At 64.9% G+C, this 13,660-nt stretch carries 13 protein-coding genes; 2 read left to right on the top strand and 11 right to left on the bottom strand.

Annotated features, from left to right (window positions below; all coding sequences use genetic code 11):
• The 9 genes from ACYQ1P_RS08105 to ACYQ1P_RS08145 all read right to left on the bottom strand — a co-directional run bounded on the left by ACYQ1P_RS08105 (position 1) and on the right by ACYQ1P_RS08145 (position 7,155).
• Complete coding sequence (locus ACYQ1P_RS08105) at positions 1-390, bottom strand: hypothetical protein (RefSeq protein WP_460019839.1); 390 nt, start codon at positions 388-390, stop codon at positions 1-3.
• Positions 391-407: 17 nt separating this feature from the next.
• Positions 408-1,277 carry a hypothetical protein gene (locus ACYQ1P_RS08110; protein ID WP_460019840.1) on the bottom strand — a complete coding sequence of 290 codons (870 nt, stop codon included), beginning with the start codon at positions 1,275-1,277 and terminating at the stop codon, positions 408-410.
• Between the two features lie 18 nt (positions 1,278-1,295).
• Positions 1,296-1,856: a hypothetical protein gene (locus ACYQ1P_RS08115; protein ID WP_460019841.1), complete on the bottom strand. Its 561-nt coding sequence runs from the start codon at positions 1,854-1,856 to the stop codon at positions 1,296-1,298.
• Between the two features lie 57 nt (positions 1,857-1,913).
• Complete coding sequence (locus ACYQ1P_RS08120; RefSeq protein ID WP_460019842.1) at positions 1,914-3,029, bottom strand: DUF4384 domain-containing protein; 1,116 nt, start codon at positions 3,027-3,029, stop codon at positions 1,914-1,916.
• Positions 3,026-3,565, bottom strand: coding sequence for a hypothetical protein (locus tag ACYQ1P_RS08125; RefSeq protein WP_460019843.1), 540 nt, complete (start codon positions 3,563-3,565; stop codon positions 3,026-3,028). The genes ACYQ1P_RS08120 and ACYQ1P_RS08125 overlap by 4 nt, the downstream gene beginning before the upstream one ends.
• Entirely contained in the window at positions 3,562-5,016 is a 1,455-nt protein-coding gene (locus ACYQ1P_RS08130; protein WP_460019844.1) for a hypothetical protein, read from the bottom strand. The genes ACYQ1P_RS08125 and ACYQ1P_RS08130 overlap by 4 nt, the downstream gene beginning before the upstream one ends.
• Positions 5,017-5,085: 69 nt before the next feature.
• Positions 5,086-5,832, bottom strand: a complete 747-nt coding sequence (locus ACYQ1P_RS08135; protein WP_460019845.1) for a lytic transglycosylase domain-containing protein — start codon at positions 5,830-5,832, stop codon at positions 5,086-5,088.
• Complete coding sequence (locus tag ACYQ1P_RS08140) at positions 5,829-6,257, bottom strand: hypothetical protein (RefSeq protein WP_460019846.1); 429 nt, start codon at positions 6,255-6,257, stop codon at positions 5,829-5,831. Before ACYQ1P_RS08140 ends, ACYQ1P_RS08135 begins: the two co-directional genes overlap by 4 nt.
• 13 nt (positions 6,258-6,270) lie before the next feature.
• Positions 6,271-7,155 (bottom strand): hypothetical protein, encoded by an 885-nt coding sequence (locus tag ACYQ1P_RS08145; protein WP_460019847.1) that lies wholly within the window; start codon positions 7,153-7,155, stop codon positions 6,271-6,273.
• A 209-nt stretch (positions 7,156-7,364) separates the two neighbouring features.
• Here ACYQ1P_RS08145 and ACYQ1P_RS08150 point away from each other — a divergent pair, with 209 nt between their 5' ends.
• Positions 7,365-7,766, top strand: coding sequence for a glycine zipper 2TM domain-containing protein (locus tag ACYQ1P_RS08150; protein WP_460019848.1), 402 nt, complete (start codon positions 7,365-7,367; stop codon positions 7,764-7,766).
• A gap of 65 nt (positions 7,767-7,831) precedes the next feature.
• On the opposite strand, the gene ACYQ1P_RS08155 is transcribed toward ACYQ1P_RS08150, so the two are convergent.
• Complete coding sequence (locus ACYQ1P_RS08155) at positions 7,832-9,688, bottom strand: caspase family protein (protein WP_460019849.1); 1,857 nt, start codon at positions 9,686-9,688, stop codon at positions 7,832-7,834.
• Between the two features lie 332 nt (positions 9,689-10,020).
• Between ACYQ1P_RS08155 and ACYQ1P_RS08160 the strand changes: the two genes are divergently transcribed.
• Complete coding sequence (locus ACYQ1P_RS08160) at positions 10,021-12,225, top strand: HEAT repeat domain-containing protein (protein ID WP_460019850.1); 2,205 nt, start codon at positions 10,021-10,023, stop codon at positions 12,223-12,225.
• Here ACYQ1P_RS08160 and ACYQ1P_RS08165 read toward each other — a convergent pair.
• A complete protein-coding gene (locus ACYQ1P_RS08165) occupies positions 12,220-13,557 on the bottom strand; it encodes an MATE family efflux transporter (RefSeq protein ID WP_460019851.1) in 1,338 nt (445 codons plus the stop codon). The two genes, ACYQ1P_RS08160 and ACYQ1P_RS08165, sit on opposite strands and share 6 nt — an antisense overlap.
• Positions 13,558-13,660 lie beyond the last annotated feature (103 nt).

A 13,660-nucleotide genomic window follows, 5' to 3' on the forward strand; every position in this document is an offset into this window, starting at 1 on the left:
TCACCGTCTCCCCACATGGGCCGCCATCAGACTTTCGGTGCTGACGCCGAATTGATCGAGCCAGTTGTCGACCATGGTGCGGTTTTTCTCCACCGCCCCATGGGCCAGAAAAGTGACGTCATAATTTTTGAACGCCATGCGCACGGTGTTGGTGTTCTTGCCGCGCAGGCTCTCGTCGCGCAGCACCATGCGCTCCAGATCGACCAGTCGGCGCTGGGCGGTGGCCAGCTTGCCCATGCGGTCCGGGGCGGTCAGTTCCGGGTCGAGCATCAGATCGACGGTCACCGCCCGTTCCCGCTCCAGGGTCTCCAGGGTGTCGGCAAAGGCCGGGGGGGCGAGGGCCAGCAGCCCGAGGGCGAGGCCGGAGGAAAGCAGGATCTTGCGGGTCATCGGAAATCTCCCGTGTCTCAGTTGTTGAGGAAATAGGGCAGAGTCGCCACCGGCGAAGCCACGGCGGCGGCATCGGAATCGGCAAGTTCGGCATCCAGTCCGTCTTCGGCCAGAACCATGGCGTCCAGCGCCACCAGCTTGGCCATGTAGCCGATCATCACTTCTTCCTGGTCGAGCATCGCCAGTTCAGTTTGGATGTCGGCGGCCATGCGGCGCAGATGCTCCTTGCGGGTCAGCGGTTGGCCGTCGTCGTCGTGGACGTCGCGGTTCATCTCGTGGGACTGAATGCGGGCCAGCAATTTGCCCATGGCATCCATGTTGGCTGTGTATTGGCTGGCGTATTTGCTTTCGCTGGCCATGCTGGTTTCGAAGATCCGTTGATCAACCACATCGACCGACGACTTGAAACGCTGATGGGCGGCCTCTTGTTGCGCGATCAACTCCTGCCGGGCGCCGGTGGGATCTTCCTCGCTCTCAGCCAGCCGGTCGATCATGCGATCAAACAGCTTGCGCTTGGTCTCGAAATGCTTGCGGCGCAGTTCGTTGCGCTGGGATATCAGGTTCAGATAGGCTCGTTTCTCAGCCAGGAACTGGTGCCGAAGCTCAAGTCGGACATCCCCTTCAGCGCTCCCAATGGCCCGTTGCAGGTCGGCCAGGGTGCCGTTCTTGAGAGTCAGGTCTTGCTCGGTGCCGGTCAGCGCCTGCCCCAATTCCGAGCGCGCGAAATCATTGTCGATGGATTTCTGCAGATAGCTCGGCGGCAGCTTGATCAGCCGTTCGCTGGCCTGGGGTGTCCAGGACGGGCTGGCCCAACTGGGGGCGGCGGCGATGGTCAAGGCGCTGCTCATCATCAAGGCGGCAAGGATGTTCTTATATGACCGTTTCATTATAATGGCCTCCCGGCTCTAGTGACTCTGCCAATATTGAACCCGGCGCATTTCGCTCTTCAGGTCTGAATTGACGTTGGCATCGGAAAAACGGGCCACCGCATGATCCGGGCGCAGGCCGAGCAACACTTCCATGGTGTCGATGAATGAGGAGCCGTCCGGGTAATACAGATCGACCCCCGGATGAGCCTGACTCAAGCGATCCAGGTTGGTGCGGGCGCTCATCAGGTCGCCGCCCTTGAGATAATTCTGAATGCTCAGGGCATAAGCCTGAAGGCGTTCTTCCTTGGCCACCCCGGCGGCTTCCGGGCCCAGGTCGGATTCACAAGTTTCGAGAAGCCGGGCGCTGGCCAGATATTTGGCCCCGTCGCTGGCTTCGCGGGCCTGACGATCCAGGGTCAGGGCGTCGTCGCGGCATTTGCGATAGTCGCGCATGGCGGAGACTTCGGCGAACCGAGCCTCGCGGAATCCGATACCCGCATCGGCGGCGGGCGGCTGGGTGACGCAGGCCCCGAGGCTCAGGACACCGAGCAGGGCCAAAACGGCGGTGGTGGATTGATGAAAGGTCGTCTTGGACATGGTCTCACCCTCTGTTTCATTGCCTGAGCAGGCTAGGGAGGAGGGAGAGACGGTTTTTTATGGCGCGACGGTCAAACGCAGCCGCGCGGTCGAAATTTTTGATTGGGTCAGGCTGTCGGGCAGGGCCTCGAAATGGCCCTCTTGCAGGGCCGGGCTGAGTTCGGCGGTGATGTCCCGGTCGGCGGCGTAGCAGATCACCTGTTCCTCGCCTGCCGGAGGCGCCACTTGCAGGTCGAACGGAAACAGGTCGGCGCCGGGCAGATCGTAGCTGCGCCCGCCGAACAGCCGGGCCTTGGGAAAATGGCTGTTGGGCAGCAGTTGCAGGGTGGTGCCGTCGGCCTGATGATAAAAGCAATAGACCCAGGCGTCATTTGCCAGCACCAGCCGCAGATCCAGGCGCTCGCCAAAATGATAGACCGGCGTGGCCCCGCGCGGACTGCTCAGGTGGAGCAAAGGCACGTCAGGCAGAGGCTCCACCGCCGGGCGGGGCCACAGAAAGGCCAACGCCCCGGCCACCGCCGCGCTGGCGGCCAGAAACAGCCAGGGAAAGCGCCGTTTCGGCGTCGGGACTGGCACGGGAGTGAAAAGAGGACGCAGTTCCGTCGGGCCGAGGGGCAGCCGGTCGAGCAGATCCTGCACCGTTTGTAGGCCCAGAATCTCCACCTGTCCGGGCAGTTCGGCCTGGCGCAACATCGCGGCTTCAGCGTCCCCGGCGCAGGCCGCCAGGACCGGGATCCCCGCAACGGCCCAAGCTTCGAAGTGGGGGCGGGCGGCGGCGATCTTGGTCGGCAGATGATCCACCACGCCCACGTGAAGGTCGTAATCGACGGTGCCGGTGAGCCACAGGATCAAGTCGGCGTCGCGCTCCGGGGCCAGCGCCATATGTTCGGAACGGTGCAGCACATGGGCGGCAAACACCGCCAGTTGCCAAGACCGCCCGCCGCTGATCGGGCCGGACATGTCGAGCCGGTAGGCCTGTTCCCCCTCGTTGCTGCATTCGCGCAGAATGACCCCGCTGCCCGGGCGCACGAAATCGTCATAGTCGCCGCTGATGGAAAGGACCTCGGAGCTGCGTCCCAGGCAGACCATGGATTGGGGGGCCGCTTCGGCGGTGATGCGCTCGATGCGCACCGGCCCGTCGGTGGTGGCGACGAAGACGGCGCAGCGTTTCACCGGAGATAAGCCTCCGTTTGCGGGTCGGCGAGCATCCGTACCGCGTCCGACTGGCGGTCGAGGATCACCTGGACCACACCCTTGCGCGGCGTCGGCAGGGCGATCTGAGTCATGTTGTCGGCGCTGTCGCAGATGACCAATGTGGTCGGCCCCTCTGGCGGCGTGCCGGAAATTTCGACGACCAGATAGAGCTGATCCGGCTCGGCTCGGGACTCCCGCAGGCTGAGGCGGCAGTCTGTCCCCTCGCGGGTCGGCAGGGCCTCGCTGCTGGCGGCCCGGGCGCGTGGAACATGGTGAGTCGCGGCGGCCTGGACCATGGCCCGAAAGGCACGGCGCAGCGGCAGATGGCGGCCCAGCGCCTGTTCCAGATCCGGCTGCGGCCAGGACAAGCTGCCTTGGGCATAGGCCGACAAGCGGGCCGGGGACGGCAGGGCGGCGCGGCGCGTCGTGGTGAGAAGGTCGTCCGCCGCCGCGCGGTCGCCGAACAGGGCGGCGGCGCGGTCGAGCAGGTCGGGGGTCACGTCATAGGTGATCATGAGGGGTCTCCATACAGCGCCTGGAAGCGGTCGCGGAAAATGTCCTGGTCGGCTTGAAATTGGGTATGCAGGCCGTCGGTTGGTCGATCCAGGCGGTCGAGCAGGGTCAGGTATCCCGCCAGCAGGTCCCCCAGGCGCACCAATTCGTCCACCGCCTCCCGGAACGCCTCCCGGCGCGCAGCGGTTTCATCGAATCCCTTGCGGGTCAGGGTTTTGAAAGCCCGGGCGGCGTCTTCCAGCGGGATCACATTGTCCGCCGTCTCGGGCATTTCCGGAGCCAGAATATGCAGGGTGGCCTTTTGCAGTTGCGCCACATGGTCAGCCAGTTTTTGAAATAGATCCCGGCGTTGGTCATAGGGTTCGGCCTCGGCGCAGGATATCCGTCGGGCCACCGAGTCGGCTCCCCGTCCCACTTGCAGATCGTTGGTGATGCCTGCCTGCACCTGACCGAATATATCGTAGCGCAAAAAGGCCAACGGCAGACGCAGCGCATGGGGGCCATGGGTCATCAGCGGTTCCAGCGGCTTGCGCTCGCTGCTGCCCTTGAAGAACTTGATGTCGGACAGCGGCGGCTGATCGAAGGCGAGGAGCGGCGAGGTCCAACCGGGCGGGGCCGGTTCGGAGCGGTCGCTGTCGGCGATGTCGATTTCTCCGGCCTCCCGGTCCAGACCCAGCGGCGTGGCATCGTCCACGGCCATGCGTGCCCCGGCTTCTTCCAGCGAGTCCATGAAACGGGTGAATTGATCAAACACGGCGCGATATCCTCTGAATTCCTTGCTTTGGCAATGGAGGCACCAGAAGTCCAAAATCGCCGCGTCGTCGATATGCAGACGGTTTTCCGGGCTTCTTTGGCGCAGAAATCCGGCGATGGTGGTGAATTTCCCCTCGCTGCGGGCGGCGGGCAGGTATTTCTTGCGATAGCGCCGGAGGTGGCTGGACAGGGCGTTGCTGGCCTCGCGAATGGCGGCGCTCTCTTCTGCCCGGGTCATCAGAGTGCCCAGAATCTCTTCTAATTGGGGGTAGAAAGCGTAGCTCTCCAGGCCGCACAAAAACTCGTACAGCGCCGCCAGGATCGGCATCCGGCCATAGCGGATGGTGAAAGGGCCATCGGCAGAGGTCAGGGTGACGCCGTCCCGGTCGGCACCGGGATGATCGGCGAAGCGGGCGCGGGCGCGGGCGGCGCTGACCCCCTCCGGGGCCAGCAGGAAGGCGGCCCGTTGATCAGAGGTTCCGCCGAGCGCGGCGATCAGATGGCAGAGTTCGTACAGCGGGGCATCCTTGTGCGGCCCGCCCGCCTGCCCGACGATGAAACGGGCCAGCCAGTCCAGGGTCGGTCGCGGTGCATGGCGGGAGCGACCGTCCGGGGTCGTGGATTCCGCAACGGCACGGAAGTCCTCGATCAGCGGGCTTTCACTCCCCGCCCATAACAGTCTGTCGGTCGCCTCGTCCACGGGTCCTCCTGGCTTTTCCGGCCCCCATGTCGTGAAGTCTATGAGCCTTGGGACGCCCATGCAATTCTCCTAAAAGCGGTGCAGGCGCGGCGGGCGCTGGTGACGGGGCGGCGGACGATCATAAAAATCGTCCTCGCCTCGCCAGCGGCGCGGTGGGGGCGGAGGACGATCCTCATAGGAATCGTCAATGATTATGTAGTTGACGACTGGCGCGTCGCGGGCTTCCGCCCAGGGCTCGACGATCAGCCGTGGCGGGCGCTCACCGAAAAGATCGTCGTGCCGCTTTTCCCGGTCAATCGGCGACGCTTCGGCCAGGGCCCCCCAAATCTGCGCCTGCTCTTCATAGACCTGTTGCCACTTGAGCACCTGCCGCACATAGCCGCGATTGAAATCGTGCGGGCGGCTGTCCCGGGGATAATTGGTCAGGGTGCCGCCGTTGTAATGGGACAGGGCCAGATCCCAGCGTGCGTCATATTGATCGTACAGGCGTTCCAGATAGGCCAGTCCCGTTCGAATATTGGTCCGAGCGTTCCAAAGTTCGTCCGGGGTCAGGCCGAATTCGTCGCGACCGGTCTTCGGCATGATCTGCATGACGCCACGCGCCCCGGCTTTGCTGAGGGCACGGGCATTGAAATCGGATTCCACTTTGGCGACGGCCAGGGCCAGCTCCAGCGGGACCCGGGTACGGGCGGCTTCATGCAGGATCATTTGCTTGATTTCCGTGCGGCTGGCCGTGTCGGTGGGCGCGGCGATGGCGGCGGTACTAACGATCAGGGCCAGCAGCAACAGGCCGTTACGAATCCAGGTCAAAGTCATGGCTGTTTCTCCTTCAAAGCGGTTTGCCAGCGCTCATCGAGCGGAGCCATGGTCAGCGCCTTGACGGGAAGCTTGTCCCGTGCCGCCAGCGCTTCGGCCATGGGCAGTTGGGGATCGACGGCGAGCACCAATCGGGGACGGTCGGCGAAGCTGGCCGGGTCCACAGGGATCAAATCACCGTTGTAGTATTGACCCTTGTGAAACAGGACCAATGAGTCTCGGGGGACGGCAGGACCCGCTGCCTGCGTTGCCGTCGGGGCCTCGGTGCGCCCCAGGGTGACGCCGCTGTCGGTGACGGGCAGGTCGGCCGGGGCGACCAACCCGCCGCCCATGGAAACCAGGGTCAGGACCATGATGGAGAAAAAACCCATGGCCAGGGCGAGGGCGATTTCCGCCATGGCATTGTTGGGGGTGCCGTGAATCATCGCCTGACCTCCCTCAATCCGGACGGCGGGACAGGAAGGACAGCTCGGTCCGCGAACTGCGAATCAGCGTGAACCCCCGGTCGGAGCGGATAATACGGGCCGACATGCCCACATTTTCGAGCAGCCGATGAATGGCCCGGATCATCTGCCGGGGCTTGGCCGAGGTCTCGACCCACAGGATGCGGCTGCGCTCGGTGCGGCCCACCGACCAATAGTCCAGCCGGTCGCCGTAATCATCCAGAGTGCGCAAAAGGGTGCGGATTTCCTGGGGCTTGAAGTCCTGCAAAATCACCGAATACCCGCGCGGATCGACCTCTTTGGTCCCTGCGGCATGGGCCAATCTTTCAGCCACTTCCTGGGCGAAGCTTGGGCTCAGGTGGCGGGTCAGATCGAGAATGCGCTCGCCCCGACAGGCCCGGTGGCAGTCTTCCGGCAGCGCCTGCGCATCCCGCGCCCGCATAGACACCGTGTCGATCACCTGACCACTGGGCAGATCGACCACTTGTCCGGTCAATTGCACGAACAGCATGTCACGGGCATTCACCTCCGGGGCGACGGACAGGATCACCGCCCGGTCCATGGCCGGACGCTTGAGCGCCTGGGCGGCGGCAATGGCCTCCTGGGTGCTGCGCCGGGTATTTTCCGGATGGTGCGAGGCCAGGGTGATGTTGCTTTCCTGGAAGATCCGGTATCCATCCCGGTCCAGGGCTGCGCTCAGACGCTCGGCCAACAGGCGATAGGCCGGGCTGTCTCGGCGCGGCAGGTCGGGGGCGGCATCCTGGCCCAGAATGACCAGATTCGATAGGGGGGCGGCGGAAGCCTTGACGCCATCGGCCCAGGTCGGCATCGACGAGGCCCAAAGCAGTCCGGCCAGAGTCATCATCCATATTCGTTTCATCACACGGTCTCCCGGTTGCTGAGGATCGTGCGACGGTTAGGGAGGCGGGAGAGGTGGAATTGCCGTCGCAACATCAAAAATTGATCCACGGCTTGCCCCGTTGGGTGGCGGTGTCGGGAGGTTTTCCTGCCGCCCTTTTTGTTTGGCTCCCCAAAACGCGCTCTGAGACCTTCATTGACAACGTATCCACATGATCTTGGAGATGTACCATGCGCTTGAAATTGAAAATGGCCGCCCTGGCCGCCGCTGCCGCCCTGATCGCCGTCGCGCCCCATGGTTCGGCGCGGGCCGGTGATTCCTTCGTGACTCCCGGAACCCTGATCGGGGCCGCCGCCGGCGGATTGCTCGGTTCGACCATCGGACAGGGTCAGGGCCAACTGGTCGCCACCGCTGCGGGGACACTGTTGGGGGCTGGTTTCGGATATATCCTGACCGAACAGGAGCCGGTCCGCACCGCCTATGTGGCGCGCCGTCCCGAACCCCGCCGGGTGGTGGTGATCGAACAGCCGCCGCGCCGCCCGGTTCGGCAGGTGGTGGTCTATAAAACCCATCCGAAAAAGGCCTGCCGGGGTCGGGGATGGCGCTGCGACCGGCACGATCATCGTTATTGAATAGTGATACAAAAAAGCCCCCCGGGCGTACTGTCCGGGGGGCTTTTTTGTGGGAGAAGAGAGTGTCAGGAGCGGGGCGGGCGGGCCAGCACCGGGCCATCGCGGCACAACCGCCCCAGTTCCAGCGCCTTTTCGACGAAACGGTCGCGGTCGTTGCGATGAATGAAGCGGGCCCGTCCGAACAGGTAGTGGGTCACCTCCAGCAACTGGCCGTCGGTCTGGGACTTGATGGTCAGCGTCCGGTCCAGAACCTTTTGCGGCTCCTGAAATTCGAGGGTCACGACCCGGTCCTGGATATAGGTCCCCTTGCGGCTGCCATCGGGGCGGATCAACCGATCATGCTCGAAGGTGACCGTCACATTGAGCGCGCAGGCCCGGGGCAGGGGCTTGATTTGACTGTAGAACAGGGCGCTGGACCCCTCGGCCCGACAGGTGCCGCTGTCCGGCCCCGGACAGGCCACCGGCACATCCACCTTCTCGATATAATTCTGCCGTACCAGGATCTGCGCCATCTCGTTGAGCAGGTCCATGATCAGCCGCGCCGGAGGATGGGGCGGGGGAGCCCCTCCCGGGCGATCGAACGGAGGACGGGGCGGCGGGCGGCGCGCCAGGCGGCTGCCGGGTGGGGGCGGGCGGCGCGGATCGAACTCCTCCTCCAGACGCGGCGGTGGCGGTGCATTGTCCGGCGCATGATCGCGGGCGCGCTGCTCCAACTCATTTTCCAGCCGTTGCAGCCGGTCTTCCAGGGCCTCCTTCGTACTGTCAGGCGTTTCCGTTGGTTCGGGGTCCGGGGCCTGTTCGCGCAGCAGCGAGGCATAGACATAGCCCAAGCGCGCGCCGTCCCGTTCGACCAGATACCAGGGACGGTCGGCCACCTTGCCGGTGACCCGGACTCGTGCTCCCTTGGGCAACACACCGACCCGCGCGGTATCCAGGTCGGGGGCGGCGCGCACGTTGCTGGTGGCAATGGCTTCCATTTCCTTGTCCAGGGGATCGAGCGTCGGTGGACTGGATTGCACCCGAGGGGGGACGGAGAGGGTCGGGCGGGTCGGAAATCCGCCCTCGGGCGCGCGAACCAGAACCCTGTCCGGCGGGCCAAGCACCGTCGGCACCTGCTCCCGGTTATAGCTGCGGCGGGCCTTGTAACGCATTTCATCGTCGAGGAAGGCTTTCACTTCGGCCAGGGTCACCTGTCCGTCGTTGTTGCCGTGACCGGGGCTGTCGGCTTCTCCATAAAGGGCGCGCAGCAGATATTCGGTGAACAGGCCATGCTGGCTGTCGTCATCCCAACTGGCCAATTGGTCGGCGGAGGCGGCGGTGATGATGGTTAAGGACTCGGGCGAGGCCTCGGCCTTGGGTACGATGGTCACCCCCGAGGCCCCCTTGATCAGAGGCCCCCTGTGGCTGCTGCCGCTGAAACAGGCATCCACATAGACACTGACCGAGCGGGCCCCCAGTTGCCCCAGGTTGTCGTACAGCACATCCAACGGGTAGCCATTGATCTCTACCGTCGCCAAATCGGCATCGGCGGGCAGGAGGTAGCTGCGTCCCTGCTCCCGACCGGGCAGGCCATGCCCCGAATAGAAAACGAACAGGTCCGATTTGCCGGGATGGATATACTGGAAGACCTTGCCGCGCGGATTGCCCTGACGACCGAAGGTGGATTCCATCTGGGCCTGGGAGGCATCCATGAGCAGCAGGATGTTTTCCTCGCGAAAGCCCAGCACATCGCGGACAAAGCGATGCATGGCTTCGGCGTCCCGATGGGCGTAATCGACGGTTGGAACATCGGGATGCAGGTAGACGCTGTTGCCGACGATGACCGCCACCGCGTCCGCATGGGCCGACTCCGCAGCCAGCGGGGACGGTCCGCCCCGCAGGGCCAGGCCGATCACAAGAATCGTCAGATACAACCGTCGCATGGGCTTTCTCGCACTGGTGCCGGAACCTCGTTTAGGGAGGAGCCAGAGCCTTATTCGTCCAGGATAGCGGCATAAAACGGCCCTGGCGACCCTTGGATGACAGGTAAGTGTCTCAAGGGACGGAATGGTTCGACTTGCGGCGGGTGACGATTTCGGCCCTCCGCGCCGGAAGCGCATCGGCCGTCCCGATGCAAAGAAGTTCTGCGTTTGCCCAGGCCCTGCTTGCAAGAGTTCGCAAAGGAGCAAAAAGGGCAGCGGATTTTTTCCCCAGGCCCGCCGGGATCGTTTAGGATCGGCCTCCATTGGGGAATAAGAAAATCCGGGGGGTGACCATGGATGCCAAGCGATTTCTTTTTGTCTGCGCCGTCTCTTCCGTGCTGGCCATCGGAGCCTGCGACGAAGACCCGGTCAATGATCTGGTGAATGATCTGGAAAGCCGGTTTTCCAACGTGGAGGAGCGGGTTGCCGCCGCCGAACAGTTGGCCCAGATGTCCGATCCGCGGGCCAGCGCGGCGCTGCTGCGCGCCCTCAACCGCGAGGAGTCCCCGGTGGTCCGGGCGGCCATCGGTGCCTTGGCGCAACGTGGCGACGAACAGGCGGTGGAGCCGCTGTTGATCAAGCTGAAAACCGACAGCGATCCGAAAAATCAGGTCGCCCTGGTGGCGGCGCTGGGTCAATTGGGGGATGCCCGCGCAGTGCCGCTGGTCGCCACCCGACTGACCGAGTCCTTTCCCTTTGAAGTGGCCGTGGAGGCTCTGGCCCGACTCGGGGCTCCGGCGGTCCCGGTGCTGCTCGACGAAGCCAAGGCGCGCGGCGTGACCAGCGAACAGGGGCGCAAGATCCTCGCGACGGTGACCACGGTGACCGACCGCAAGGCGGTGGACGTGCTGATCAACCGGCTGACCGATCTGGATGACGAAGTGCGCGTGGCGGTCACCACGGCGCTGGGCAATATCGGCGACGAGCGGGCGGTGCTGCCGTTAATCGATTTGATCGAGAATTGCCAGGATTCAGCGCAACCGGCCAAGGGCGAGACCTGGATCACCACACCCGAATCCCGATTCCGGATGGCGGCGGCCAGCGCCCTGGGGCGACTCGGCGATCGTCGGGCCATTGAGCCGCTGCAAGTGGCGGCCCAGCGCTGTCACGCGGGATTGCAAGGTGCGGCGCTGACCGCCCTGGCCGATCTGGAGGTTTCCGACCGCAAAACCGTCGATCTGGCCCATGACGCCCTGATGTCGGCCCCCAGCCCCGAATTGAACAAGGTGGTGGCGATGGCCATGGCGCGCATGGGTCATCGGGGCCCGGCGTTGCTGATCGAATATACGACCGGCGTATCGAGCTATACCTTCACCGGCCCGCGCGACGCCCTGTTGGCGGAATCCGGGCGACCGGGGGTGCAACTGGCGCTGTTCGAGGCCCTGGAGCAGGACAAAAGCGAGGTCCGGGCCGCAGCGGCGGAGCTGATCACCGAGTCGGGACTCGTGCTGCCCCATGACCGGCTGGCGCAGTATCAGTTCGCCCGCGAGGATTGGGACGGACTGGTGGAAACCGGCGCGGCGGCGGTGCCGATGCTGATCCGCCATCTGGAATGGCGGCCCGAGGTTTCGCAAACCCTTGAAAGGATCGGTCCGGCGGCGGCGGCCCCTCTGGCCGAGAAGATGCGCGGCCTGTCTCCCTCCGGCCGCATGTTGGCGGCGCGTATTCTGGGGCGGCTCGGCGATCCGGTGGCGCTGCCGGTGCTCGAACAGACCCTGCATTATGACTCGGACGACGGGGTTTTTCTGGCTGCCGCCACGGCCATGGGCAAACTCGGCGGGTCCGGCGTGGCGCGTCTGGGACGCGGCCTCGGGGTGATGGAAAATACCGAACACCGGCGTCATGTGATTGCCGTGCTGAGTGCCACCCGACGTCCGGAAGCCGTGCCCTTTCTGATTGCCGAGTTTCAGAGTCACGGCAGTGAGGATGGCGAGGTCATCCGGGCGCTGTCTGGATTCGGTTCGCTGGCCCGCGACGCGGTGCCGCAGCTGATGGCCCATGTGGGCGAGGGCAAGGCCCATTGGGCGGATGCCGTCGTGGCCCTGGGCAAGCTGGGGGATCAGAGCGTGCGACCCTTTCTGATTGCCTTGCTGGGGGATTGGGAAAGCAGCCCCCCGGCGGCCCAGGCGCTGGACGAACTGGGATGGACGCCGCATTCGGACCGCCAGTGGATTCTTTATTACGGCGGGCGCCGGGCGCGGCTGGAACTGCTCGCCTACTGGACCAAGGCGCATGAGGTCCTGAAAGCGGAGATCGCTTCCGGGGACCGGCTGCGCATCAACAATGCGGTGCGCATCCTGATTGGTCTGGGGCGTCAGGAAAGCCTGGAGGACCTGACTTCGCTGCTTGCCGACCAGGGCTGGCCAGAGTTGGCGGCGCTCTATGCGCAGAGCGGCCATGACGGGCTGGCCCAGGCGGCAATTCAATGGACCGAGGCCGAAAAGACCGATCTCTCAGCCGTGGAGCTGTCCGTGCCGGTGCGTTGGGGCGCTTTATAGATCCCTGGAGGCCAGCTTCTGAAAGCGCCAGGACAACAGGACGACGGACACCAGGCTGGCCAGGAAGATGCCCTCGAACAGCCCCCCCGGACCGCGCCCCAAATGGATGGCCAGGGTCCAGGTGAGGGGGATCATCAGGCCCAGATAGACCGCCGTCTGAAGGCTCATGGTGACCCAGGTATCGCCGCGCCCGCGCAGGGCGTTGGACATTACCACCTGCCCGCCGTCGGGCAACAGGGCGAGGACCACCAGGGACATCAAAGGCAGCGCCGCCGCCAAAACCTGTGGGTCGGTGCTGAACAGGCCGATCAACGGTTCGGCGAACAGCAGGTAGAGCCCGCCACAGAGCAGCATGATCACGGTATTGGCCCCGAGACCGGTCCAGCCCGCCAACACCAGATCGTGGGGGTCCCGGCGTCCCCAGGCGGTGCCCACACGGACGGCGGTGGCGGCACCGAGGCCCAGGGCGACCATGAAAATGATCGACATCAGATTGAAAGCCACGGTGAAGGCCGCCATGGCCAGTGCGCCGAGCCATCCGGCAAACAGGCTGACCAAACCGAAGGCGATGGATTCCGCGCCGATGGCGATGCCCGCTGCATAGCCCAGGCGGCGCTGAGTCCGCCATCCGGCCCAGCCGCCGGGGGCCTTGCGGCGTACCCCGTAGATTTCCCGGTCGTGCAGAAACCAGACATAGGCGAGCAGGCCGAGAGTCGACAGGCTGCGGGCCAGGGTGGTCCCCCAGGCCGCGCCCTCGGCCCCCAGGGCGGGAAATCCCCACGCGCCGCCGATCAGCAGCCCGTTGAGGCCGAGATTGACCAAATTGGCGAACAGCATGGCGAGCATCCCCGGCAGCGGGCGGCCGATGCCTTCGAGAAAGAAGCTGGTGGCGAAAAAGAGGAAGGTGAAGGGGAGGCCAAGCCCGAAGGGGACCAATACCCGCCCCGCCCCGTGCGCCAGATCCGGGGTCTGGCCGGTCAGGGTGAAGAAATCTTCGCCGAACAGGGACAGGACGGCGCAGGGCAGGCCGATGACCAGAGACAGGGTCAGCCCGTGCCGCCAGGCGGCCCCGCATTCGGCGGGCCGCCCGCCGCCCGCCGCCTCGGCCACCACCACGATGGTGCCCAGTAGCAGGCCGATGCCAATCAGGGTCAGGCTGGTGGCCGGGGCCCAGCCGAGCCCCAGATAGGCCAGTTCGGTAGTCGAAAACCGCCCAACCATCACCGTATCCACCAACGCCATGATCATCAGGCCGGAGCGCGACAGCATCACCGGCCAGGCCAGTCGCGCCAGCTCCTGAAGGTGATGAACGACGCGGGCGAAGGGAAACATGGAAACGGCCTCATGGGGGGCGATGGCAGGGCTTATGGGCCAAAATCCGGGGCTGTGCAAGCGGGGCTTCCCCCCCGGCCCGCGCCCGTGTAGGGTGCGCCGC

Source organism: Magnetospira thiophila, from assembly GCF_054657015.1.